The sequence below is a fragment of the Tolumonas lignilytica genome (genome assembly GCF_000527035.1).
Lineage (GTDB): Bacteria > Pseudomonadota > Gammaproteobacteria > Enterobacterales > Aeromonadaceae > Tolumonas > Tolumonas lignilytica.
This window is the reverse complement of sequence record NZ_AZUK01000001.1, coordinates 1,462,419-1,487,444: the sequence shown is the minus strand read 5'-3', so window position 1 is coordinate 1,487,444 and position 25,026 is coordinate 1,462,419. Positions and strand designations below refer to the sequence as shown.

Genomic DNA, 25,026 nt, shown 5'->3' with positions numbered 1-25,026 from the left:
TTACAACAACGTGAAAGTTAAATAGCAAACACACGCTAAGGAGCAATGAGATGAGCGAAATTACTCCATCATCTGTAATAGAAAATGCGGGGCAAATAAAAGAGCCCGGTATTTTTGAAAAATTAATGAATGTTAAAGTCGGTATTATTTCTTTACCTATTTATATCTTGTTGTCTCTGGTTGTTTTAATGGCGGCAAAAACCGGTAATTTACCCAATGATATGATTGGGGGTTTTGCGGTAATTATGACGCTGGGGATTGTATTAAGCGAATTGGGCATGAAATTACCCCTGCTGCGTAATATTGGGGGCCCGGCGATTCTGGCGCTCATGGTGCCTTCATTCCTGGTGTACTGGCATGTCTTGCCGCCCGTGGTCATTGATTCTGTGACAACCCTGATGAAAAAGGCCAACTTCCTGTATCTGTACATTGCCATTCTGGTTTGCGGCAGCATGCTGGGTATGCATCGCCAGACACTGATCAACGGGATTGTGCGAATTTTTATTCCGATGATTGTCGGCACGGCGGCGGCCATTGCGACCGGTCTGGTGGTCGGGGTTGCGCTGGGATACAGCGTCCATCACACCATTTTCTTCATCATCGTGCCGATCATTTGTGGTGGGGTGGGTGAAGGTATTCTGCCGTTATCGATTGCCTACTCCGGTATTTTGGGGCATGAAGCAGGTACGTTTGTCGCACAGATGATTCCGGCGGCGGTCATCGGTAACGTGGTCGCGATCATTGCGGCAGGTTTGTTGAAACGTCTGGGTGAGCGTCATACCAAATACAGCGGCGAGGGTGTGCTGGTTAAGTCCAATGAAAACCTGGCCAATATGCCTTCTGCAGCGGATAAACCGATTGATTTCTCTATCATGGGTGCGGGTTTACTGCTTGCTTGTTCCTTCTTCATTATCGGTACCGTGCTGACCAAATATATCGGTATTCCAGGCCCGATCATCATGATCCTGACTGCCGTGATTGCAAAATGGTTGCGCGTTATTCCAGAACGTTTAGAAACCGGTGCGTTCCAACTGTATAAATTTATCGCTGGCAACCTGACATGGCCGCTGATGGTTGGTCTGGGCATGCTGTATGTTCCACTGAAAGACGTTGCTGCGATTATCTCTCTGCCTTACGTACTGACCTGTGTTGCGATTGTGGCTTCCATGATTGTTGCCGGTTTCTATGTCGGGATGAAGATCAACATGTATCCGGTTGAAGCTGCGATTGTGACCGGTTGCCGTGGTGGTTTGGGTGGAACGGGTGACGTGGCAATATTGTCTGCCTCTAACCGGATGTCATTAATGCCTTTCGCTCAGATTTCAACCCGTATCGGTGGCGTGGCAACGGTTATTTCAGCAACGATCTTATTACAAATGTGGCATTAATTTTCTAACGAAAATTATCTGGGATTTCTGTAGGTTACACTTAAAATATTCAGGAAAAACATCATGACTATGAATGCAACCAAATATCACAATTATATTGTGCGTGCGATGGGTGGTGAAAAGATTAAATATGTGAATGAAATAATTCATGGTATTGAATCTAATCATGGTGAAATTAATAAAATTGAAGCGTCATATAAGGAAAATAAAGATAAATCTGTGCTGGTACATTTTCATGTTAAGGATCTGACCAGCATTGCTAAAATAAAAGACAATTTGGAAGGGCGTTTTGGCGAAGCCGATATTCAGTTTATGGATGAAATAACGCATCTGCATCTCGGTGGTAAACTGGAAACGACCCTGAAACACAGCATTGATAATATGGCCGATCTGGCGAAGGTCTATACACCGGGTGTGGCGCAGGTGTGTATGGAGATCGCACATAATCCGGAACGGGCCTATGATCTGACCGTGAAGAAAAATACGGTGGCGGTGGTTTCTGATGGTACGGCGGTGCTGGGCTTAGGGGATATCGGGCCAGAAGCGGCGATGCCGGTCATGGAAGGGAAAGCGGCGCTGTTTAAACAGTTTGCCGGGGTGGATGCCTTCCCGATCTGTCTGAATACGAAAAATACCGAAGAGATCATCGCCATAGTCAAAGCACTGGCACCGACTTTTGGTGGTATTAATCTGGAAGACATCTCCGCACCACGTTGTTTTGAAATTGAAGAACGTCTGAAGCAGGAACTGGATATTCCGGTGTTCCATGATGACCAGCATGGTACGGCCATCACGGTGCTGGCGGGTTTCCTGAATGCGTTGAAGGTGTGTAAGAAAAATATTGCCGATGTGAAGGTCATTGTTGTCGGGATTGGTGCCGCCGGTATTGCAGTATCCAAAATTCTGCTGAATGCCGGTGTGAAGAACCTGATTGGTGTCGATCGTCATGGGGCCATTTTCCGTGGCGAGCCGTATGCCAACGCGAGCTGGAACGAATATGCGCAGATCACCAATCCGAACAATGAGCAGGGATCGCTGTCGGAAGTGATCAAGGGCGCGGATGTGTTCGTGGGCTTATCAGGCCCAGGCGTGCTGAAAGTGGATGATGTGAAAAACATGGCGAAAGATCCGATCGTTTTTGCGATGGCAAATCCGGCACCGGAAATTTCACCGGAAGAGGCTGCGCCTTACGTCCGTGTGATGGCGACTGGTCGTTCCGATTATCCTAATCAGCTGAATAACGTCCTGTGTTTCCCCGGCATTTTCCGTGGCGCACTGGATTGCGGGGCACGTCAGATCACCGAAGAGATGAAACTGGCCGTGGCCAGAGCCATTGCCTCGGTCGTCTCCGATGAAGAACTTTCTGAAAACTATATTATTCCTGATATTTTTAATAAAGAGGTCGTAAAACAGGTCAGCGAAGTGGTTGCGGAAACCGCCCGTCGCTCTGGCATGGCCAAAGTTCGTAAGAATAAGCTCGAAAGTCTTACTGTGTAACCAAAGGATGTAACAGCGCACGTTTCACGCTATTGTTCAGGCTAGTGTGGAACGTGCGGGATTGATACTCCCGCTGTGTGACATCGTCAGACTCGCTGTCACTCAAAGTAAGGATAAATCGTCAGTGCTAAAGCAAAACTCACCGCTAAAATTACGCACCACCATTACGCTACTCGTCTGCTCCGTTATTGCTCTGGTTCTCTTCGTTGTTCAATCCGTCTATCTGACTCAATCGACAGAGCAAACTCGCTTATGCCTGGAAGAAAAAGCCAAAGCCGTCTTGCATACCTTAACGGTCGCGCCCTTTGTGATGGAAGCACTGAATAATGAACATCAGCAGGCTGCCTTAGAGGATTATATCGAGCAAGTGCGCAAACAGAATTCGCTGCTGTTTATTGTCGTGATGGATATGCAGGGGATCCGGCATACCCATCCGGATGTGACGCGGATCGGTAAACATTTCATCGGCGGCGATGAGGAGAGGGCCTTGCATGGTCAGGAATCCGTCTCGGAAGCCCGCGGCACCTTGGGGCCGTCATTGCGGATTATTACTCCCTTATATGACCAGCATCATCAGCAGATTGGTGCTATTGCCGTGGGCATTGCGACCAATAAGGTCGAAGAAATCATTGCGACCAACCGTATGTTTACCTATTGGGCCATTGTCTTCGGTGGTTTGATTGGCACCATCGGTGCGGTCCTGCTGGCGCATCAGATCAAAAAAATCATGTTTGGGATGGAGCCTTCAGAGATTGCCAGTTTGCTGGAAGAGCGCAATGCCATGCTGAAATCGATTAAAGAGGGCATCATCGCGGTCAATGCCAATGCGCAGATCACGCTTATCAACGATGAAGCAAAACGATTATTGCGACAAAACGGTGAGCTGGAGAACTTGCTGCTGGCGCAAAGCAGCAAACACTGGCCTGCCATGCTGCATTTGCGTCAGGTGCTGGAAACCGGTTTATCGCGCCAAGATGAAGAAATCGAATTCAATGGCAGCACGTTGCTGACCAACAGTGTTCCGGTGCGGGTGAATGGTCAGGTGACCGGTGCGGTGGTGACCTTCCGCGATAAAACAGAAATCACCCAGTTACTGCAACGCTTAAACGGGATATCGCATTACGCGGAGGCGCTGCGGGTGCAGGCGCATGAGTTCATGAACAAACTGCATGTCATCTTGGGTATGGTCAATATCAAAGCCTATGACCAGTTGGAAAACTACATCATGGACACCGCGAACTACTACCATGCTGAAGTGGGGTCGCTGATCCGTCAGATCAAAGATCCGGTTATCGCCGGGTTTATTCTGGGAAAAATGAATCGCGGCCGGGAAATGGGGGTCGATATCAGTGTCACTCCTGCCAGCTATTTACCTGAATCGGCACAATCAGAAGTGACGCATGAACTGGTTACGGTGCTCGGTAACCTGCTGGAAAATGCCATGGATGCATTGGACGGCGATGACTCTCCGACTATTGTGCTGACCTTTGATCACGATAATGAGCGTCTGCGGTGTACGGTATGTGATAATGGTAAGGGGATTGATCCGGCGGTATTGCCTCATATTTTTGAGCATGGCTTTTCAACGAAAGGCACGCGTCGGGGGATCGGTCTATTCTTGGTAAAACAGAGTTTAGAAAAATTGGGGGGAAGCATTGAATGCCAATCCAAACCCGGTGAAGGAACTCGCTTTATCGTGTCTCTGCCTTATGCCAGCAAGGAGAATACGCTGTGATAAATGTGCTGATTGTAGATGATGATCCGATGGTGGCCGAATTGAATCGTCGTTACCTGGAACAGGTAGACGGCTTTCGCTGGCAAGGCTCCGTGTCGACATTGCAGGCTGCGAAGCAGAAATTACAGGAAAATGATCCGCCGATCGATCTGGTGTTGCTGGATATTTATATGCAGAAAGATAACGGCCTGGATCTGCTGCCGGTGATCCGGCAGATGCCAAATCCGATTGATGTCATCATGATCTCATCGGCCAGTGATATGCCAGCGATCAAGAAAGCACTGCGCTATGGCGTCGTCGATTATCTGATCAAACCCTTTCAGTTTGCCCGTTTCCGAGAGGCATTAACCACCTACCGCGAAGAGCATCAGGTTTTAGAACAGCGGGAGGAATTAAATCAGTCAGAGTTGGATAATCTGATCCACCGAAATAACACTCGTCTGGCATCGGATAAGATCAAATTGCCCAAAGGGCTGACCAAACTGACGTTGCAGGCCGTGTGGGATTGGATCAAAGAAGGTCATAAGCAGAGCTTTTCCACCGAGGAAATGGCCACTGAAATTGGTATTTCTCGGGTTTCATGCCGTAAATATCTGGTCTACATGGCCGATATTGGCGTGCTGGACACCGATATTTTTTATGGCTCGGTTGGACGACCAGTCTATTTGTATAAGTTGGTTCCCTCCAAAATCGAAGTGATGGATACACTGCTTCGTTAGTTAAAAAACCGCCAGTAACAGGGGTGTCGCTACTGGCGGGGTTTGAGTTTTCTAACGATGGAACTGACTTGCTATGTCAGTTTTATCTTAGCGCTTTCCTATCACATCATTATCTTTAAGTAAGTAATGAAAGCTTATTGAAGCTAAACCACATATTTACCCATCCTTTAAATATGGCTATATCCGCGGTGCGCGCTTTTCATCTATTATTGTTGGAGAGCATGCCAGTCTTTTTATCTGTTTTATGCTTATTTCTTAGAGGGATAGATAAACAGACGCTATATGTTGCCGATGGACGAATACAATGGATTTCTCGCTAGTGAAAAAACTTATGCTGACTTCTCGGTTGCACCGACAAATAATCAATCGTGTGGGTCTAATGGTTGTTCTGTTGGCTGTACTGGTGATCGCAGGCTGCATCAGTTTCATGAACTGGCTGTATCATAAAGCCGATAACGATGAGATCTCGGCGGAACTGACGAAAGTTCAGCTTATTCTGCAAAATGAACGCGAGGGTCTTGGCCGGGCCGTGCGTGATTATGCCGTCTGGAATGATGCGTATGATTATATTCAGCTGCCGCAACGTAAATTTGAAAGTGACAACTTTACGCAGCAATCATTGAATGTCATGCAGATTGATTTCGTCGCCATCATGACGCAGCCACAACATTTCTTTTTCTCGTCGGCGTTAGATCCCCACAATCCGAATACACAAGCCACCCCGGCGATTAATTCCCCCTCGTTGCTGTCTTTACTCTCTCAATTACCGGAGTGGCACGCGGCAGGTGATGGTAAACCTCACACCTACATCACTATTCATGAGGGACGAGCCCTGTTTCTTGCCGTTTCTGGCATTTTTGATTCGGCACAGGCGAAACCGCAGCGTGGCTGGATGGTGTTTGGCCGTTATATGGATGATGACGATCTGAAACGGCTGCAGCAACTAGCTAAAATCCAGTTAGCACTCTCAGCGACCATGCCGACAACCAAAGTCGCATCGGGCTTTTTTCACAGCACGCAAACAGCCCAAACCCGACTGGCGGGCTGGATGGTGCCGACTATCTGGCTACAAGTCAGCAAAGAGATTGACTGGCAACCCCGTTATATCGTGATGGGGGCGTTTGCGCTGGGCCTGTTGCTGGTGTTGTGCGTGGCCTCCTGGACCCTGCAATATTTATTAAACAAGCTGGTAATCAATCGCATTGAGACCTTTGCCGATTTGGCTTGGCGTCGCTCACAAGGTGAACGGGTCTACTGGCCGGTCGAGGGCGATAATGAGCTGGATTTACTGGCCCGGACCTTTAATGGCCTGATGGATGAAGTGCAGACGGCACAGCAGAATTTGCAGACACTGAGTGTGACCGATGCATTAACGGCGTTAGGTAACCGCCGGGGGCTGGAGCAAGAAATTGAACTGATGATTCAGGCGAGTCAGCCGCAAGCCGACATGAGTATGCTGCTGATGGATCTTGATGGTTTTAAACTGATCAATGACAGTCTGGGTCATGCGGCCGGTGATTTGCTGTTGCGCGAAGTTGCCTTGCGTATGCGTCAGGTGATGCGCCGTCAGGACCAGCTCTTTCGTATGGGCGGCGACGAATTTACGGTGCTGATGCCTAACACCAATGTGGAACAGGCGGCCCGCATGGCCGAGCGCCTGCGACAACAGTTGGTGGAAGCCATTCATTTTGGGCCACATTTGTTGAATGTGTCGGCATCGATCGGCATTGCACAATGGGATGGTGAATCAGACGGCATGGAGCTGATGCGGCAAGCTGATCTGGCAATGTATGAAGCCAAGCGCCAAGGCAAGTCTTGTATTTCTCTGTACGAAAAAGGCATGAGCGGGGTCGCCTCTGAGCAAATGCAACTGGAACAGGCATTGCGGCAGGCGATACAGAAAGAAGAGATTGAACCCTATTTTCAGCCAGTACTGGATACGCAGACGGGGCAAGTGCTGGCGGTGGAAATGCTGGCACGTTGGCAGTGGGAAGATCACTTTGTTCAGCCGGCAGATTTTATTCGGTTAGCCGAAGATCTGGGCCTGATTCAGCAATTGTCAGCCCAATTATTGGATAAAGGACTCAAGGCATTAACGAAATTCCGCCAGAATGTGCCTAATCTGAAACTGCAGGTGAATATTTCGCCCATGCAATTTTCCGATCGCCAGCTCGCGTCGTCGCTGCTTGAGCAAGTGAGCGCACATGGTTTGCCATGTTCGGCATTGGCCATTGAACTGACCGAGAGTGCGATGTTGTTATATCCGGAACAGGTCGGGCAAACCATGCGTCAGTTTGTCACGGCGGGTGTCAGCCTGCATTTGGATGATTTTGGCACTGGCTACTCTTCGCTGGCCCGCTTGCGCGATCTGCCGTTTGATACTGTGAAATTAGATCGCTCTTTCATCGTGATGATGAGTGAAGGCGATATGTCGTTGCCGCGGGTCGTATTCGACATGGCCTCCAGCATGAACATGTCACTGATCGCAGAAGGGGTCGAGAATCAGGTTGAATTCGAGCGCTTGAAACAGATTGGCTATCGCCAGATGCAAGGGTTCATGTTTGCCGTGCCAATGGCAGAAGAGGCGTTACAGCACTGGCTGGTGGCGCATCAGCAGCAGGAATAAATGGCAGAACGGGGAAGCCCCATTCTGCCAAATGTCTTCTTACCACCATTGATAAAAATGGTGTACCGGACCGATCCCGTGACCAACCGCTAAATCATCGGCATGTGATAAGGCTCCGGAGAGCCACTGCTTGGCATGGCTGAGGGTTTCCGGCCAGTTCTGATAACGGGGATAGAGTGCGGCAAGGGCGGCGGAGAGCGTACAACCGGTGCCATGCGTATTCCGGGTCGGAATTCGAGGTGCAGGAAACGGCAGGATCGCATCCGCCGTGAGCAACCAGTCAGGGCTCTGAAGCTGGTCAGCCAGATGGCCACCTTTCATCAGCACAGCCTGACACCCCAACTTCAATAACGCCTGTCCTTGCGCCACCATGGCGCTCTCGCTGGTGGCCTCGTCACAACCCAAGAGAGCCGCGGCTTCCGGCAAGTTGGGCGTTACAATGCTGGCAAGCGGTAACAAGCGCTGACGCAAGGCATCAATGGCGGCATCGGCGAGCAGACGATGACCGCCTTTTGCGATCATTACCGTGTCCAATACCACACAGGGCGGTTGCCATTGCTGGATGGCATCGGCCACCACGTCGATAATAGCACTATCGGCCAGCATACCGATTTTGACAGAGTCGACCCGGATATCACTGAACACTGCCTGGCACTGTGCCGCAATAAATTCAGTCGGTATTGCATGAACAGCCTGCACACCCTGCGTATTCTGGGCGGTGAGGGCGGTAATGACGCTCATGCCGTAGGCCCCCAGCGCCGAAAAGGTTTTCAGATCGGCCTGGATCCCGGCACCGCCACCACTGTCCGAGCCGGCAATTGTTAGGGCGTGTGGGATCATGCTCGGGCCTCTTGAATGCGTTGTCCTAATGTCCGGCTGGCGGCAGCCGGATCGCTTGCGGCACAAATGGCGGAAACCACGGCAATACCATCCGCACCTGCCCGGATGATATCAGCGGTCTCCGGCAGACCGATCCCGCCAATGGCCACGACCGGTTGTTCCACCTGTTTTCGCCAGTCACGGAATTGCGCCAAACCAATGGCAGGGTCGGCATCCTGTTTGGTGCCGGTCGGGAACACGGGGCCGACACCGAGATAATCGGCCAGCAGACAATCCTCGCCCTGCAGATGCTGCAATTGAGAAATCGATAATCCAAGAATCTTATCCGGCCCCAGCAATTGACGTGCGACGGCCAGCGGCAAATCGCCCTGGCCAAGGTGTACCCCGTCGGCATCGCAGGCCAGAGCGATATCGATATGGTCATTGATCAAATACGCCACGTTAGCATCACAGCACAGCGGCATGATCCGGTAGGAGAGATGCAGCCAATCCCGCTTTTTCCATTGTGGGGCGCGTAATTGGAGAGTGGTTACTCCCGCATCAAGCACCTGTTGGGTCAGGCGGATGGCCGCATCAAATCCGCCGCACATGACCGGGTCGAGCACCAGATAAAGGGAAAGGTCGAATTTCATGCCAGCGCCTCAGCGATGGTCTCGGCATCCAACAGATAGAGGTTATCCAAAAATAGAGGAACAAAACTGCCCGGGCCTTTCGCTTTCGCAGCCGCGCGCTGTCCTGCAATCGCCATGACGGCGCACGCACTGGCCACGGCTTCTAAGCGGCGTTCCGGTTCCGCGGCCGCGACAAAAGCGGCAACCACGCTGGAAAGGGCACAGCCGGTGCCGGTGACGCGCGTCATCATGGGGTCACCCGCTTTCACACTGACTGTGTTTTCACCATCGGTGATGTAATCAATTTCACCGGTTACCGCAACAATGGCTCCGCTGGTTTTGGCCAGTGTTATGGCGGCATCAATCGCCTGCTCACTCTGGTTGGCACTGTCGACCCCTTTACCGGATGCCGATAAACCGGCCAGCGCCATGATTTCAGAGGCATTTCCCCGAATGGCGGCGGGTTGTTTTTGTAATAATTCACGGCACAGGTCGGTGCGGTAAGGTAAAACGCCCACGGCAACAGGATCTAAGACCCAAGGTGTTCCTGACTGATTGGCCGCATCAACAGCAATACGGATCGTGGCCGCTTGTGTAGACGTCAGCGTTCCGACATTGACGGACAATGCAGAAGCGATCGCGGCAAAACGACCGGCTTCTTCCGGTGCCGTGATCATGGCAGGGGCAGCACCCAATGCCAGCAATACATTCGCGGTAAAGCCCGTCACCACATCGTTGGTAATCACATGAGTTAAAGGTGCGGTGCGGCGGAAATGTTCAAGATGAGTGGCAACCGTTGTTGCAGGTAGCGCTTGCGGCATAAGTCCTCCTTCAATATGGCAGACAAAATGCGCAGCAGAAGGAGGACGGCAGCGCCGTCGTGAACTCCCTACGCTGGCATGATCCAGATCAGGTGGTGCGGGTATCTCTCAGCCGCATGGCGGCACCCCGGTCACATTCATATGCATTCTGGCGGCGAGGAGGCGTTACTGTCAATCAAACCGATGTTCATCGCTCAAAATGGCAGGATAAACATCGGTTGTTCCAGAGGATGATAAATTTATTGTGGTTGTAAGGCGCTGATATCGCCATGCTCCCAATTCTGCTCAGATTGTTCCAACGCCTTGCTGATGGTCGTCAGGTTGTCGGAAGATTGGAGTTTGGGTAACGGATCAAGCCCCACTGTGGCAAAAATCTGGCCGTAAGCATTACGTAGCTCTGCGTAAGCCAAATCATTACGCAATGAGGTATTGACGGCGTTGAGTTCTCCTTGGATCAGCTGTAACTCACCAATACCGCCGGTTTTGTAGCGATTGCGTAGCTGGCCGACGATTTTATCATCCAATTTTTGCAATTCTTCGCCAGTATGATACTGGCGCAGGGCTTCATTGAAGTTCGCGTTGGCGACATAAAGCTGCGCCATGATGGCCATCGACATCGCCTGACGACGCGCCTCCGCCACCGATTCGCCAGCTTTGGCTACTTTTTCCGCCGTGGGTCCCGAAAACAGGTTGAATAGATTCCAGGTGACTTTTACACCGGCATCGGCCCAGCTTTGATTCACCAGATAGGAATTGCTGTCATAGTGTCCACCGGCTGAGAATTCTAGCCCTGGCAGCATACGTAGCATGGCTTTGCGGGTTTCGGCAGCACTGATCCGAACTTGGTAGTCCTGCTCCCGCAATTCAGGACGGCTGATTAACGCGGCTTTTTCCAGTTTGCTAAGATCCATTGTCAGAGCGGGCTCTGGCAGTGCATTTTCATCAGGTAATGCTAATGTGTAATCGGTCCCTAACGGCAGGTTCATCAAGGTTGCCAGTTCGGTTTTTGCCAATGACAGCGCTTTCCGTTGTTCTTCTAATTGCCGGGTGGCATCAATCAAGGCGCGTTGATAACTTAGCGCTTCAATCGGGTCGCCAACTTGTTGTGTCGTCATCCGCTGACTGGCTTCTCTGGCCATATTGACCCGATCAATCAGTTTATCAATCCGGCTGAGTAAACGCTCTGCGGCGACGGCTCGCCAGTATGCAGAGCGAACGTCCTGAACGATGGTATGAATAACTTTGCGGCGACGCTCTTCGGCAATCCAGCGTTGATCAGACTGTTGCTGAGCGGTGACATAGCTGACACCAAAATCCAGCACATTCCAAACCATGTTCAGGTCAGCAACCCGGCGATTGCGATCCTGCGAAGTGGATGGTTCAAGTGACTGGGTGCCGCTGAGCACACTTTCGCTGCTGGATGCACTGGTATTACTGCGATCGACATAACCGGCTTCGGCGGCCAGTTTGGGTAACAGATCAAAGTGAGATAAATCCACCTGTTTCTGCGCCAGCGCTTCTTCCATGACTTTCAGGCGGGCTTCCAGATTGTATTTTAACGCTCTGGCAGTTGCATCATATAAGGTTATCGGGGCGGTTACCGGCTCCTGATTACTAAACATCGACCCTAAATCAGCATAAGAGCGTTGTTCACTTTGCATTCGGTCAATCGGCTTAGTGGAGACTGCACAACCACTGATGAATAATGCAATCAAGCTGATACTGAAAAATTTAGCGCTTCTCTGCATATTTTAATTCCTTATCCCTGTTCTATTTTGGTCATTTTTTGCCGTCTGTAGTTCTAAACGGGTTGTTGTTTCAAGTTGAGTAATGCTGCTTCGATGGCGGCCAGTTGCTGATGTTCATACAGATCTAATTCACTTAATTGTGTGGCAAAGACCGGCGCACCAAATACCGATGTTGGTGTTGTTAAGGAGTTGCTTCCAGTTCCTGCACCAAGGACTGGATTCCAACTACTACCAGAAAAAATCGTTAGCGGTGTGTTGCCTGGTAATGGAATACCGCCAAACAGGCCGGCCAGTGTTGATGAGCCACCAAGTGCCGGGCCATTGGATGGATTGCCACTGTGTAGGGCACCGAGCTCCTGTCCGCCGATACCGTGATCAGAAAATACAGAGGTAATAGTTGTTGGTGCCGTCGCACTACCACCTTGCGTGGCGTTACTGAAGATCGTTGCAGTCGTCGGGGTGGTTTCACCGAGTGACGTGGTGGTGAAAATGGTGGTTGGCGAACCAGATGTTCCATTTTCTGTGCTTGAGGCACTGATTACTGCTATTTGGTTTTGTGTATTGGCGCTGCTTGTTGTCACGCTTGAACCCGCAGCTCCATCGGTGACTTTAAATTGAGGATCTCCACCGGGTGGAACAGAATTAATGTCGTAATTATTAGAATCGGTAGTTCCGTTTCCAGCATTACCGGCCAGATCAGTTACGCCAGTATTATCTAACGTAATCATGTTGGTCGAATCGACAATATTAACTGTCGGCGTCAGTGTCGCGGTCCAGGTGGTACCGCCGTCGCTGGAAGAAACCGCACTCAGCGTACCATTGGCGACGGTCAGGTCGGCGTTAGTAAAGCCGGTAACGGCCTCACTGAAGGTGATGGTGACTAGGGAAGTGTCGCCGATTTTGAGTGCGGGATCGGCAACGACAATGGAGGCGGTTGGGCGTACGGTATCAATGGCGTAGTTGTTGGAATCGGTGCTGCCTGCACCTGCGTTACCGGCCGTATCCGCCACACCGGTGTTATCCAATGTGATGACATTGGTGGTGTCGGTGATGCTGGCGGTCGGCGTCAGCGTGGCAGTCCAGGTGGTGCCACCGTCAGAACTGCTGACTGCACTCAGGGTGCCATTAGCCACGGTCAGGTCGGCATTGGTGAAGCCGGTCACGGCTTCGCTGAAGGTGATGGTGACTAGGGAGGTGTCGCCTATTTTCAGGGCTGAATCGGCGACCACAATCGAAGCGGTTGGCCGTACCGTATCAATGGCGTAGTTGTTGGAATCGGTGCTGCCGCTACCGGCATTACCGGCTAAATCTGTGACACCGGTGTTATCCAACGTGATGACATTGGTGGTGTCGGTGATGTTGGCGGTCGGCGTCAGTGTCGCGGTCCAGGTGGTGCCACCGTCAGAACTACTGACTGCACTCAGGGTGCCATTAGCTACGGTCAAGTCGGCGTTGGTAAAGCCGGTAACGGCCTCACTGAAGGTAATGGTCACCTGTGAGGTATCGCCGACTTTCAGTGCGGTGTCAGCGACCACCACCGAGGCGGTTGGTCGTGCAGTATCAATGGCGTAGTTGTTGGAATCGGTGCTGCCGCTACCGGCATTACCGGCTAAATCCGTGACACCGGTGTTATCCAGCGTGATGACATTGGTGGTATCGGTGATGCTGGCGGTCGGCGTCAGTGTCGCGGTCCAGGTGGTGCCACCGTCAGAACTGCTGACTGCACTCAGGGTGCCATTGGCGACGGTCAGGTCGGCGTTAGTAAAGCCGGTAACGGCCTCACTGAAAGTAATGGTCACCAGCGAAGTGTCGCCGACTTTCAGTGCGGTATCGGCAACGACAATGGAGGCCGTCGGCCGTGCCGTATCAATCGCATAATTGTTGGAATCAGTGCTGCCTGCACCTGCGTTACCCGCCGTATCCGCCACGCCGGTGTTATCCAACGTAATGACATTAGAGGTATCGGTGATGCTGGCGGTTGGTGTCAGCGTAGCGGTCCAGGTGGTGCCACCGTCGCTGGAGGACACGGCACTCAAGGTGCCATTAGCCACGGTCAGGTCGGCGTTGGTAAAGCCGGTGACGGCCTCACTGAAAGTAATGGTCACCAGCGAGGTGTCGCCGATTTTGAGTGCGGTGTCAGCGACCACCACCGAGGCGGTTGGGCGAACGGTATCAATCGCATAATTGTTGGAATCGGTGCTGCCGCTACCGGCATTACCGGCTAAATCCGTGACACCGGTGTTATCCAACGTGATGACATTGCTGGTGTCGGTGATACTGGCGGTCGGTGTCAGCGTGGCAGTCCAGGTGGTACCGCCGTCGCTGGAGGACACGGCACTCAAGGTGCCATTAGCCACGGTCAGGTCGGCATTGGTGAAGCCAGTAACGGCTTCACTGAAGGTGATGGTGACTAGGGAAGTGTCGCCGACTTTCAGTGCGGTATCGGCAACGACAATGGAGGCCGTCGGCCGTGCCGTATCAATCGCATAATTGTTGGAATCAGTGCTGCCTGCACCTGCGTTACCCGCCGTATCCGCCACACCGGTGTTATCCAGTGTGATGATATTGGTGGTGTCGGTGATGCTGGCGGTCGGCGTCAGTGTCGCGGTCCAGGTGGTGCCACCGTCAGAACTGCTGACTGCACTCAGGGTGCCATTGGCGACGGTGAGATCCGCATTGGTAAAGCCGGTAACGGCCTCACTGAACGTAATGGTTACCAGCGAGGTGTCGCCGATTTTCAGCGCAGTATCCGCGACCACAATCGAGGCGGTTGGACGTACGGTATCAATCGCATAATTGTTGGAATCGGTGGTACCTGCACCTGCGTTACCCGCCGTATCTGCCACACCGGTGTTATCCAACGTAATGACATTAGAGGTATCGGTGATGCTGGCGGTTGGTGTCAGCGTAGCGGTCCAGGTGGTGCCACCGTCAGAACTGCTGACTGCACTCAAGGTGCCATTAGCCACGGTCAGGTCGGCATTGGTGAAGCCGGTAACGGCCTCACTGAAGGTAATGGTCACCAGTGAGGTGTCGCCGACTTTCAGTGCGGTATTAGCGACCACAATCGAGGCAGTCGGCCGTGCCGTATCAATCGCATAATTGTTGGAATCAGTGCTGCCTGCACCTGCGTTACCCGCCGTATCCGCCACACCGGTGTTATCCAATGTGATGACATTGGTGGTATCGGTGATGCTGGCGGTTGGTGTCAGCGTAGCGGTCCAGGTGGTGCCACCGTCAGAACTGCTGACTGCACTCAGGGTGCCATTAGCTACGGTCAGGTCGGCATTGGTGAAGCCGGTAACGGCTTCACTGAAGGTGATGGTGACTAGGGAAGTGTCGCCGACTTTCAGTGCGGTATCGGCAACGACAATGGAGGCCGTCGGCCGTACGGTATCAATGGCGTAGTTGTTGGAATCGGTACTGCCACTACCAGCGTTACCCGCCGTATCAGCCACACCGGTGTTATCCAGCGTGATGACATTGGTTGTATCGGTGATGCTGGCGGTTGGCGTCAGTGTCGCGGTCCAGGTGATACCGCCGTCAGAACTGCTGACTGCGCTCAAGGTGCCATTGGCGACGGTGAGATCCGCATTGGTAAAGCCGGTAACGGCCTCACTGAACGTAATGGTTACCAGCGAGGTGTCGCCGATTTTCAGGGCAGTATCCGCGACCACAATCGAGGCGGTTGGTCGTGCCGTATCAATCGCATAATTGTTGGAATCGGTGCTGCCGCTGCCGGTATTCCCCGCGGCATCGGTGACGCCGGTGTTATCCAACGTAATGACATTAGAGGTATCGGTGATGCTGGCAGTTGGTGTCAGCGTAGCGGTCCAGGTGGTGCCGCCGTCAGAACTGCTGACTGCACTCAGGGTGCCATTAGCCACGGTCAGGTCGGCGTTAGTAAAGCCGGTAACGGCCTCACTGAACGTAATGGTTACCAGCGAGGTGTCGCCGATTTTGAGTGCGGTGTCAGCAACCACCACCGAGGCCGTCGGACGCACCGTATCGATGGCATAGTTATTGGAATCGGTGCTGTCGCTGCCGGCATTACCGGCTAAATCCGTAACACCGGTGTTATCCAGTGTGATGACATTGGTGGTATCGGTGATACTGGCGGTTGGTGTCAGCGTCGCGGTCCAGGTGGTGCCACCGTCGCTGGAGGACACGGCACTCAAGGTGCCATTAGCCACGGTCAGGTCGGCGTTAGTAAAGCCGGTAACGGCCTCACTGAAAGTAATGGTCACCAGCGAGGTGTCACCGACTTTCAGTGCGGTGTCAGCGACCACCACCGAGGCGGTTGGGCGAACGGTATCAATCGCGTAGTTGTTGGAATCGGTGCTGCCGGCACCGGCGTTACCCGCCGTATCCGCCACACCGGTGTTATCCAACGTAATGACGTTGGTGGTGTCGGTGATGCTGGCGGTTGGGGTCAGTGTCGCGGTCCAGGTGGTGCCGCCGTCAGAACTGCTGACTGCACTCAGGGTGCCATTGGCGACGGTGAGATCCGCATTGGTAAAGCCGGTAACGGCCTCACTGAAGGTAATGGTCACCAGCGAGGTATCACCGATTTTCAGCGCGGGATCGGCAACGACAATGGAGGCCGTCGGCCGTGCCGTATCAATCGCATAATTGTTGGAATCGGTGGTACCTGCACCTGCGTTACCCGCCGTATCCGCCACGCCGGTGTTATCCAGCGTGATGACATTGGTGGTATCGGTGATGCTGGCGGTCGGCGTCAGTGTCGCGGTCCAGGTGATACCGCCGTCAGAACTGTTGACTGCACTCAGGGTGCCATTGGCGACGGTCAGGTCGGCATTGGTGAAGCCGGTAACGGCCTCACTGAAGGTGATAGTGACCAGTGAGGTATCGCCGACTTTCAGTGCGGTGTCAGCGACCACCACCGAGGCGGTTGGGCGTACGGTATCAATCGCGTAGTTGTTGGAATCGGTGCTGCCGCTACCGGCATTACCGGCTAAATCCGTGACACCGGTGTTATCCAACGTGATGACATTGCTGGTGTCGGTGATGTTGGCGGTCGGCGTCAGTGTCGCGGACCAGGTGGTGCCGCCGTCAGAGCTACTGACTGCACTCAGGGTGCCATTAGCTACGGTCAGGTCGGCGTTGGTAAAGCCGGTAACGGCTTCACTGAAGGTAATGGTCACCAGCGAGGTGTCGCCGACTTTCAGTGCGGTGTCAGCGACCACCACCGAGGCGGTTGGGCGTGCCGTATCAATGGCGTAGTTGTTGGAATCGGTACTGCCTGCACCAGCATTACCTGCCGTATCCGCCACGCCGGTGTTATCCAACGTAATGACATTAGAGGTATCGGTGATACTGGCGGTTGGCGTCAGGGTCGCGGTCCAGGTGGTGCCGCCGTCAGAACTGCTGACTGCACTCAAGGTGCCATTAGCCACGGTCAGGTCGGCATTGGTGAAGCCGGTAACGGCCTCACTGAAGGTAATGGTCACCAGTGAGGTGTCGCCGACTTTCAGTGCGGTATTAGCGACCACAATCGAGGCAGTCGGACGCACCGTATCGATGGCATAGTTGTTGGAATCGGTGGTGCCGCTGCCGGCGTTACCCGCTGTATCCGCCACACCGGTGTTATCCAGCGTGATGACATTGGTGGTGTCGGTGATGCTGGCGGTTGGTGTCAGTGTCGCGGTCCAGGTGGTGCCACCGTCGCTGGAAGAAACCGCACTCAGCGTACCATTGGCGACGGTTAGGTCGGCGTTGGTAAAGCCGGTAACGGCTTCACTGAAGGTGATGGTGACCAGTGAGGTATCGCCGACTTTCAGTGCGGTGTCAGCGACCACAATCGAGGCGGTTGGTCGTGCCGTATCAATCGCATAATTGTTGGAATCGGTGCTGCCGCTACCGGCATTACCGGCTAAATCCGTGACACCGGTGTTATCCAGCGTGATGACATTGCTGGCGTCGGTGATACTGGCGGTCGGCGTCAGTGTCGCGGTCCAGGTGGTACCGCCGTCAGAACTGCTGACTGCACTCAGGGTGCCATTAGCGACGGTCAGGTCGGCATTGGTAAAGCCGGTAACGGCCTCACTGAAGGTAATGGTCACCAGTGAGGTATCGCCGACTTTCAGTGCGGTGTCAGCGACCACCACCGAGGCGGTTGGGCGTACGGTATCAATCGCGTAGTTGTTGGAATCGGTGCTGCCGCTGCCGGCATTCCCCGCGGCATCGGTGACGCCGGTGTTATCCAACGTAATGACATTAGAGGTATCGGTGATGCTGGCGGTTGGGGTCAGTGTCGCGGTCCAGGTGGTGCCACCGTCGCTGGAGGACACGGCACTCAAGGTGCCATTAGCCACGGTCAGGTCGGCGTTGGTAAAGCCGGTGACGGCTTCACTGAAAGTAATGGTCACCAGCGAGGTGTCGCCAATTTTCAGGGCATTGTCAGCCACTGCGATAGTCGCGGTAGGGCGTACGCCATCCACTACAATAGCTTTATTTGCACCGAGAGAATTGGAGGCACCAGGGGTTGCCAGCGTTAAATTAGCGTTGTGATTCAGTGCATCCTGAATGGTTGCGCCATTGAGTGTCAGTGCTGTGCTGGAGATATAATCGAGATCGGCACTGGTATCGCCTTGCTGCACGGTATAACTGAATGTCAGCGTGTTGCTGCCAGACCCGGAAACGTACGAGGCGGAATGATCCGTGCTACCTGTTTCAAGCTGTAATGTAGGTGTTCCTCCCGTCGTATTGACGGTCACTGCTTGATCAAACGTGATATTGATAGCAATGGTATCGCCAATTTTATAAGTTCCGTCCGCCGTGCTGGAAGAAACGGAAGTCACGACTGGAATTGTTGGTGCTGTCAGGGTGAAGTCATTGCCGGTACCACCAACATAGCTGGCTGTCAGCACAGTGCTGTCACCACTGGCGGTTGTAGTTGCCCCCTCACTTAGGCTACTGAAGGTGCCGGTTATGGCGTCACTGGCATCATTGACGATAATGGTGTAACTGTCGCCACTGCCAGGCGTATAACTGTGTGTTGTGGCGAGTGTCGCGCCGCTGACATCCACCGTTCCATTCACGATGATCTGATCATATTGTGTTCCTGCAGTCGTCCCTGCAATGTCTATAGCAAGGGTGCTGCCAGAGTTCATGGACAGATTGCCATTGATCGTTATGGTTCCGGGGCTGTTGCCGGGTGAAAGGGTGCCGCCGCTCTGAACGGTTAACGTATTGCCTGAACTGGTCGCGAAGAGGCTGCCACTGCCGCCCAATGTGGCACCTGAAGCAACCGTGATCCCCGATGTACCACTCAAGGCGCCATTGACCAGCAATGTGCCAGCAGCAACGACTGTACTGCCGCTATAGGTATCGGTTCCTGTCAGACTTAATGTATTGCTGCCATTTTTGGTCAGTGAGTTGGAACCGGAAATAACACCAGATAGGGTGGCTGCAGTCGAGGCGGCAATAGTCGCATTGCCATTGAGGGCAATCGCATTATCAATGGTTGTCGCGCCGGTGATCTCCAGCGTCGATCCAGAGGAAAGAATAACGGTACCACTGCCCAGATTGCTGTCAGCTGCGATGTCTACCGTGCTGGATGCTGTGACGGTAGTGGTTCCGGAATAACTGTTGTTGCCCGACAAGACGATGGTGTTGTGATTGCTGGCATCGTCATTACTCAGCGTCAGGTTATGTGAACCGCCACTCTCAGATATGTTACCGGAAAAGGTCGCAATAGCGCCATTATCAAGGATGCCAGCATCATCGGTGAGCAATGTAGCATTACCGGTCAGCACAATGTTGTTGGTAAGGGTTTTACTGCTACCGCCAATATCGAGAGTCGTATTGGCCGCCAACGAGATTTGGCCACTACCGAGTGTGCTGGAACCATACGCGCCCAATAAGCCCGTTGCAACAGTGATATTACCGCTGTAACTGCTGGCGTTGTTGAAGAACAGGTTGCCACTGCCCGTTTTGGTCAGCGCACCAGTACCAGTCAGAGAGCCTGTCCAGATGGTTTGTTGAGATCCATTGCCGGCAATAGTACCGCCATTGCTGGTTATAACGAGGGCATTGGAATACAAATCATAGTTGGTGTTGGCATTCCCGCCGGAAGCATCACTGGTACCAGCCCCCGTGATAGCGAGTGTTCCGCCATTCAGTGTCAGTGAGCCGGAGCCCAGATTGGTATGATTGGTGATATTGAGTGAACCGGAGGTCAGAGTGGTGTCGGTATAGGTATTGGCACCACTGAGCACAACGGCTCCGCTGCCGGAGCTGGTGATGTTCAGACTACCGTTGCTTACCACCCCGGAGAAAGTCAGATTACTGCTGATTTGATCATTGATGCTTCGCGTGCCGCCACCGAGATCCACCGTGCCAGAAAATGTTTGCGCGAAACTGCCCGCTAATAGAAAGTCAGCATTGAGGAGCACGTGATTGGCAAACGTATAGCTGCTGGTAGAACTACCGAACGATCCGCCATTGATAGTGAGGGTTCCGCTGCCGATGGTGGTTGCAGAACCCACATCGATCATCCCATTGTTCAGTGTTGTGCCGCCGCTATAAGTATTGGCAGCATACAGCCACATAGTGCCAGTACCCTGTTTGACAATCGCCCCGCTACCAGCGATGACACCATAGACGGAGGTTGACGCATTATTTCCACCAGTTGTCAGTGTGTAAGAACCCAATGCCAGACTGGCAGCACTATTGTTACTGGCGAGACTGCCTATAGTCTGATCGGACAGCAATGTCACGATGGAATGACCGTTGATTTGCAAGGCACCGCTGTCAGATAAAGCCGCATCGCCATTCAGTTTCAGCCAGCCATAGTTGATGGTGGTTGTGGTTCCGGTGTAGGTATTGGTGCCGGATAACGTCAGCGCGTGAGTGGCTGCCCCGGACTGGTTGATGGTGAAGCCACCGCTGCCACTGATATCCCCGGAAAAGGTGGTGTCTGCATTCAGTAGAGTGGTCAGAGTGTCGCCACTGTTGATCGTGATCGCCCCGGAACCTGACAGTGCACCCACAGTGACATTCTGCGAGATAAGCAGCGTCGTGCCATTGCTGAGATCAACATTTGATGAGCCGGATAACGCCGTGGTGGAGCCGAGCTCTAATGTACCGGCAGTCACACTTGTTGTCCCGGTATAACTGCTGTTGCTGCCTGTCAGCGTGATATGGCCGGCACCACTTTTGGTCAGATTACCACTGCTCGCCAGGCTGCTGGCAATCGTCGTGGTATCTGCTACGCCTGTGGTGAGCGTGAGTGTGGTGCCTGAACCGAGATTGATAGTACTGCCGCTGATCGTGCTGGCATTAGCTTCATGAGCATCAATGGTCAGACTTTCGTTAAGAGAGAGATTGCCGGCCAGGGTCAGGGTTTGTCCGGCCAGATTGCTGGCCAGTACCAACGTTTGTGAGCCGGTTGAATCGGCTGCCGCGATGGCAACTGCCTCGCTCAGGCTGACGCCATTGGTAATATCAATGGTTGCAGTATCTGTGGCATTGGTGACATAAATCGTATCGCTGGTCACGGTGACATCTGCCGTGCTGCTGCTGTTGCCATCACTGAGGGTAAAACGCTCTGTGGCGTCCCCGGACGGGGTATCGTTGCGGTAGGTAATGTGTTGAGCCACATCATTCACTAAGGCCGTGGTGGCGGTGGTGCCGCTGCTGGTGAAATTGATACTCAGCACGCCACCGGTATTGGTAAAGGTGGCAAAGGTTAGTCCGCCCGATTGCAGATTGCTGCCACTGACAGTAAAGAGGGCGCCAGCAGTATTAAAACCTAGGATATCGCTGGAAATGGCTGTGCCTGATCGTTGTAACGTCAGGCTGGCACCGTTCCAGTCACCGTTACCGCCGTTCAGGGCGCTGAATTCGGTGTCTGTCATCGAGACATTTGAACCAGCATCCAGTGTGACAGTGTTGCCTTCTCCGGCCCAGGCGACACTGTCACCGTTCAGGTTGCTGATGACCGGGGTGGCGTTGACACCACTGACAGTAATGCCATTTCCTGTGGTATCAGAGATATCACCACCCGTGATCGGGCCATTCCAGTTGTCAGCAGCTGCCAGATTATAGGTCGTGCCACCCACAGAAGATGTGCCATTTTTATTCAGCAAAGCATTAACAGCGGCTTTATCTATGGAACCTAGCGTTAAGGTAAAAGAGGTTGCACTGGTAATTTCGACATTGCTAGTGTTGCTGGTCAGCGTATAGGTGCTGCCACTCTGACCGGTCAGGGTCAGCTTGGTGGCATCGATGTCATTTGTTGCACCATATTGTTTGATCAGATGCGTGCCAGTTACGTTGAGCACACCAGTGCTTTCATCATAGGTAGCCGACGTGATGGTTGGAGTCTGCACATTGCTGACAGTAATGCTGTTACCAGTCAAATCGGCGGATGCTGATTGCGTACTGTCCCAGTTCGTTGCTGCAGACAGATTAAAGGTAGTTCCCCCCGCGGCAGATGTGCCGTTTTTATCCAGTAAGCCTTCAACATTCAGCTGATCAGTAGCATTCAGAGTGACAGAAAAACTGGTGGCGCTGCTGGCAGTGATGCTGTAATTGCTTAGGGTATAGCTGTTACCACCTTCACCGGTTAAGGTCAGTTTGGTGGTATCTATGGTGTCACCGGTGGTCATGCTGGCACCAGTGACGGTCAGAACATGGCTGCTGGCATCATAGGTGGCGGAGGTTACCGTGGGAGTTGCATAGTGAAAGTTGGTCGCATTCACATTATCAACACCAATCGCGCCAACGATGTAATCTGTACCTGTCGGTGTGACACGGAAGGCATCAATATTATCAAAGTGAGTATTACTACTGACATCAAAAGTGACTAATTGTCCTCCTCCGCTGGCATTGGTGACAGAACCAGTCAGAGTTGCACCAGCCACAGCACTTCCATTCAGATAACCGGTCAGTTGGATGGTATAAGAACTGGCATCCGTGGTTCCATTTACCTGATCAACTGTAATATCGACCGAGTTCAGATCAAACAACTTTCCGTCATTTGAAGAGAGCTGAATGGCTGTAATGTCAGTTGCGCCAGAGGATGTACCACCATAAGCAAGTTCTGTTTGAGCAGTAAAAGGTTCTACGGCAACATCAACATCAGCAACATTTGAACTTGCAAATACACGAAAATCCCAGCCAGATCCGACTATATTTGAGACCACATATCCGGTACCACCGGCACTGACATTCGTTGCTGGATAAGCGTTAGATGTTCCAAATGTGGTAATGCCATCGATAGGTGTAGCTAGTAAATGATCATATGTTGGCGCCGCGATAGCTTTTGTATCTACTGTACCCACATTACTTTCTAGTGCCCAATTGCCGCCCAAAACGGTTGCGCCAGTTGCATCAGTAGATGCAGCAATGTCGGCATGTGTGATGGTTGCTAAGTTATTGACAAAGAGTTGTCCCTGTTCTCCATTAGCAATATCACAACCATATAGCAAAATATCACCGCTCGTAGTTAACGCTTGGCCTAGAGCTTGTAATTCATTGCTATGGCTGGCTATATTTTGTTCAGTAATTTGTATGCTGCCCAGTTCAAGCACTCCGCTGGAGCCATGAGACAGAATATGGATGGCATCATAACCTCTGTGAGTGGTTGCCCAGTTTGCCATCTGTTGCAAACCATCTTTGCTTCCATCCAGCAGAACAACATCAATGCTAGGCGAGATGCTCTTAACCAACGCCTGATAATTGCTGACAGATGTGTCAACAAAAGCTACTTCTTTATGAGACGAAGTGTTAGTTGCCGCTGTTGCAATTGTATTGGCTATATCAACAGCAGACTCGGTAGACGTGTCTGCTAGATGCGTATTGGTGGTATCGGTGTGAGTTGCAGTCGTGGCGGTATCATGTTGTGTAGTGTTATTAGAGGTTGTTACCTCGTTGACAGTAGCGGCAATGGCTCCATCAAACAGCATTCGAGGCTCTAGAACATAGCCAAGAGGTTGACTTATTCCTTTGTTATTTCTAGTCGATTCTGAATCACGGGTAAACCAATTGAACCATGCCATGCCAGCGCTCCTTTACATGTCATTACCTATCCTGAGGACATGCTTTTATAAAATTCCAATTTTTAACACTAGATTCAAAAGAATAATTTGTCATGACAGATTTCAGCAAAATATCAAAAATCACTCTATGGTCTCAAATTCCGGATTTGGGGTTCATTCAGGGATTGTCATTTCGTTATCTTAACTATACTGAATCAGGATTTGGCATCATAAGAATCCTTTGTTGATGTTAAAAATGTTAATCAGGGAGAGGTAACAATGCGAATAAATATGACTAAATCGGGAGTCATTTCGTTAAAAGCGGTACTGGTTTCTGCATTTTATTTAACTTCGTTTACTGTACTAGCTTGCGGGCAGGATGCTTACTTCGGACAAATTTGTATTATGGCTGGGTCATACTGCCCACAAAATACATTACCAGCCGAAGGGCAACTGCTGCCGATTTCAGGTAATGAGGCGTTATATTCTGTCTTGAGTACTACTTATGGTGGTGATGCCCGTACTAATTTTGCTTTACCTGATCTACGGGGCAGAATGCCTGTCGGACAAGGTCAGGGGCCGGGTTTAAGTCAACACAATGTAGGCGCTAAATTCGGTAACGAAACAATAACTCAAACACTTGCTCAGATGCCTCAGCATATGCATACGGCTGTATTTACTCCTAGTGGTGGAGGTAGTGGCGGATCTGCGGCAACAGTCAGTGTTTTGTCAACACAAGGAGCTGGAACACTGAGTGTTCCCCAAGAAGGTTCTATGTTGGCCGCCAGTCTCGCAAGCGGAGGGTCATCCGCAAATATCTATGCGCCTCCAGGTACAACAGGTCCAACCGTAAAACTAGGAGGAGTTTCTGGTGGTGGCGGAACATCCGGTGGAGGGACTGTGACAGTAGGTGTTATGGGTGGTAGTCAACCAATGGCAATTGTTCCTCCTGAAATTTCAATTCGTTATTGCATCGTCACCAATGGTCTTTATCCAGAGCGACCAAATTAGATGGCGCTATGTTCGAAGCTGGAAG

General features: G+C 52.1%; 11 protein-coding genes and 1 riboswitch. Of the genes, 6 read left to right on the top strand and 5 right to left on the bottom strand.

Annotated elements, in window-relative coordinates:
• The first annotated feature begins 50 nt into the window (after positions 1-50).
• The 5 genes from H027_RS0106940 to H027_RS18295 all read left to right on the top strand — a co-directional run bounded on the left by H027_RS0106940 (position 51) and on the right by H027_RS18295 (position 7,965).
• On the top strand, positions 51-1,388 hold the full coding sequence (locus H027_RS0106940) for a 2-hydroxycarboxylate transporter family protein (protein ID WP_024871761.1): 1,338 nt from the start codon (positions 51-53) through the stop codon (positions 1,386-1,388).
• A 63-nt stretch (positions 1,389-1,451) separates the two neighbouring features.
• A complete protein-coding gene (locus H027_RS0106935; RefSeq protein ID WP_024871760.1) occupies positions 1,452-2,885 on the top strand; it encodes an NAD(P)-dependent malic enzyme in 1,434 nt (477 codons plus the stop codon).
• A gap of 124 nt (positions 2,886-3,009) precedes the next feature.
• Entirely contained in the window at positions 3,010-4,620 is a 1,611-nt protein-coding gene (dcuS, locus tag H027_RS0106930; RefSeq protein WP_024871759.1) for a DcuS/MalK family sensor histidine kinase, read from the top strand.
• Positions 4,617-5,339, top strand: coding sequence for a two-component system response regulator DcuR (dcuR, locus tag H027_RS0106925; RefSeq protein ID WP_024871758.1), 723 nt, complete (start codon positions 4,617-4,619; stop codon positions 5,337-5,339). Before dcuS ends, dcuR begins: the two co-directional genes overlap by 4 nt.
• A gap of 331 nt (positions 5,340-5,670) precedes the next feature.
• Positions 5,671-7,965, top strand: a complete 2,295-nt coding sequence (locus H027_RS18295) for a bifunctional diguanylate cyclase/phosphodiesterase (protein WP_024871757.1) — start codon at positions 5,671-5,673, stop codon at positions 7,963-7,965.
• Between the two features lie 39 nt (positions 7,966-8,004).
• On the opposite strand, the gene thiD is transcribed toward H027_RS18295, so the two are convergent.
• The 5 genes from thiD to H027_RS17565 form a co-directional block, all read right to left on the bottom strand.
• The gene (thiD, locus tag H027_RS0106915; protein ID WP_024871756.1) at positions 8,005-8,805 is read right to left on the bottom strand and encodes a bifunctional hydroxymethylpyrimidine kinase/phosphomethylpyrimidine kinase; all 801 of its coding nucleotides are present in this window, start codon (positions 8,803-8,805) and stop codon (positions 8,005-8,007) included.
• Positions 8,802-9,437 (bottom strand): thiamine phosphate synthase, encoded by a 636-nt coding sequence (thiE, locus tag H027_RS0106910; protein WP_024871755.1) that lies wholly within the window; start codon positions 9,435-9,437, stop codon positions 8,802-8,804. The genes thiD and thiE overlap by 4 nt, the downstream gene beginning before the upstream one ends.
• Positions 9,434-10,237, bottom strand: coding sequence for a hydroxyethylthiazole kinase (thiM, locus tag H027_RS0106905; RefSeq protein WP_024871754.1), 804 nt, complete (start codon positions 10,235-10,237; stop codon positions 9,434-9,436). The genes thiE and thiM overlap by 4 nt, the downstream gene beginning before the upstream one ends.
• Before the next feature lie 47 nt (positions 10,238-10,284).
• Positions 10,285-10,377: riboswitch (TPP riboswitch) on the bottom strand.
• Positions 10,378-10,476: 99 nt separating this feature from the next.
• A complete protein-coding gene (locus tag H027_RS0106900) occupies positions 10,477-11,985 on the bottom strand; it encodes a TolC family protein (protein WP_024871753.1) in 1,509 nt (502 codons plus the stop codon).
• 53 nt (positions 11,986-12,038) lie between these two features.
• Positions 12,039-24,011, bottom strand: a complete 11,973-nt coding sequence (locus H027_RS17565; RefSeq protein WP_081741414.1) for an Ig-like domain-containing protein — start codon at positions 24,009-24,011, stop codon at positions 12,039-12,041.
• A 258-nt stretch (positions 24,012-24,269) separates the two neighbouring features.
• Between H027_RS17565 and H027_RS0106890 the strand changes: the two genes are divergently transcribed.
• Positions 24,270-25,001 (top strand): phage tail protein, encoded by a 732-nt coding sequence (locus tag H027_RS0106890; RefSeq protein WP_024871751.1) that lies wholly within the window; start codon positions 24,270-24,272, stop codon positions 24,999-25,001.
• The last annotated feature ends 25 nt before the right edge of the window (positions 25,002-25,026 follow it).

Excerpts from the sequence above, each read along its gene's own strand:
- thiE (WP_024871755.1), bottom strand. The coding sequence starts at position 9,437 with ATGAAATTCGACCTTTCCCTTTATCTGGTGCTCGACCCGGTCATGTGC.
- H027_RS17565 (WP_081741414.1), bottom strand. The coding sequence starts at position 24,011 with ATGGCATGGTTCAATTGGTTTACCCGTGATTCAGAATCGACTAGAAAT.
- H027_RS0106935 (WP_024871760.1), top strand. The coding sequence starts at position 1,452 with ATGACTATGAATGCAACCAAATATCACAATTATATTGTGCGTGCGATG.
- thiM (WP_024871754.1), bottom strand. The coding sequence starts at position 10,237 with ATGCCGCAAGCGCTACCTGCAACAACGGTTGCCACTCATCTTGAACAT.
- H027_RS18295 (WP_024871757.1), top strand. The coding sequence starts at position 5,671 with ATGCTGACTTCTCGGTTGCACCGACAAATAATCAATCGTGTGGGTCTA.
- H027_RS0106900 (WP_024871753.1), bottom strand. The coding sequence starts at position 11,985 with ATGCAGAGAAGCGCTAAATTTTTCAGTATCAGCTTGATTGCATTATTC.
- H027_RS0106940 (WP_024871761.1), top strand. The coding sequence starts at position 51 with ATGAGCGAAATTACTCCATCATCTGTAATAGAAAATGCGGGGCAAATA.
- H027_RS0106890 (WP_024871751.1), top strand. The coding sequence starts at position 24,270 with ATGCGAATAAATATGACTAAATCGGGAGTCATTTCGTTAAAAGCGGTA.
- thiD (WP_024871756.1), bottom strand. The coding sequence starts at position 8,805 with ATGATCCCACACGCCCTAACAATTGCCGGCTCGGACAGTGGTGGCGGT.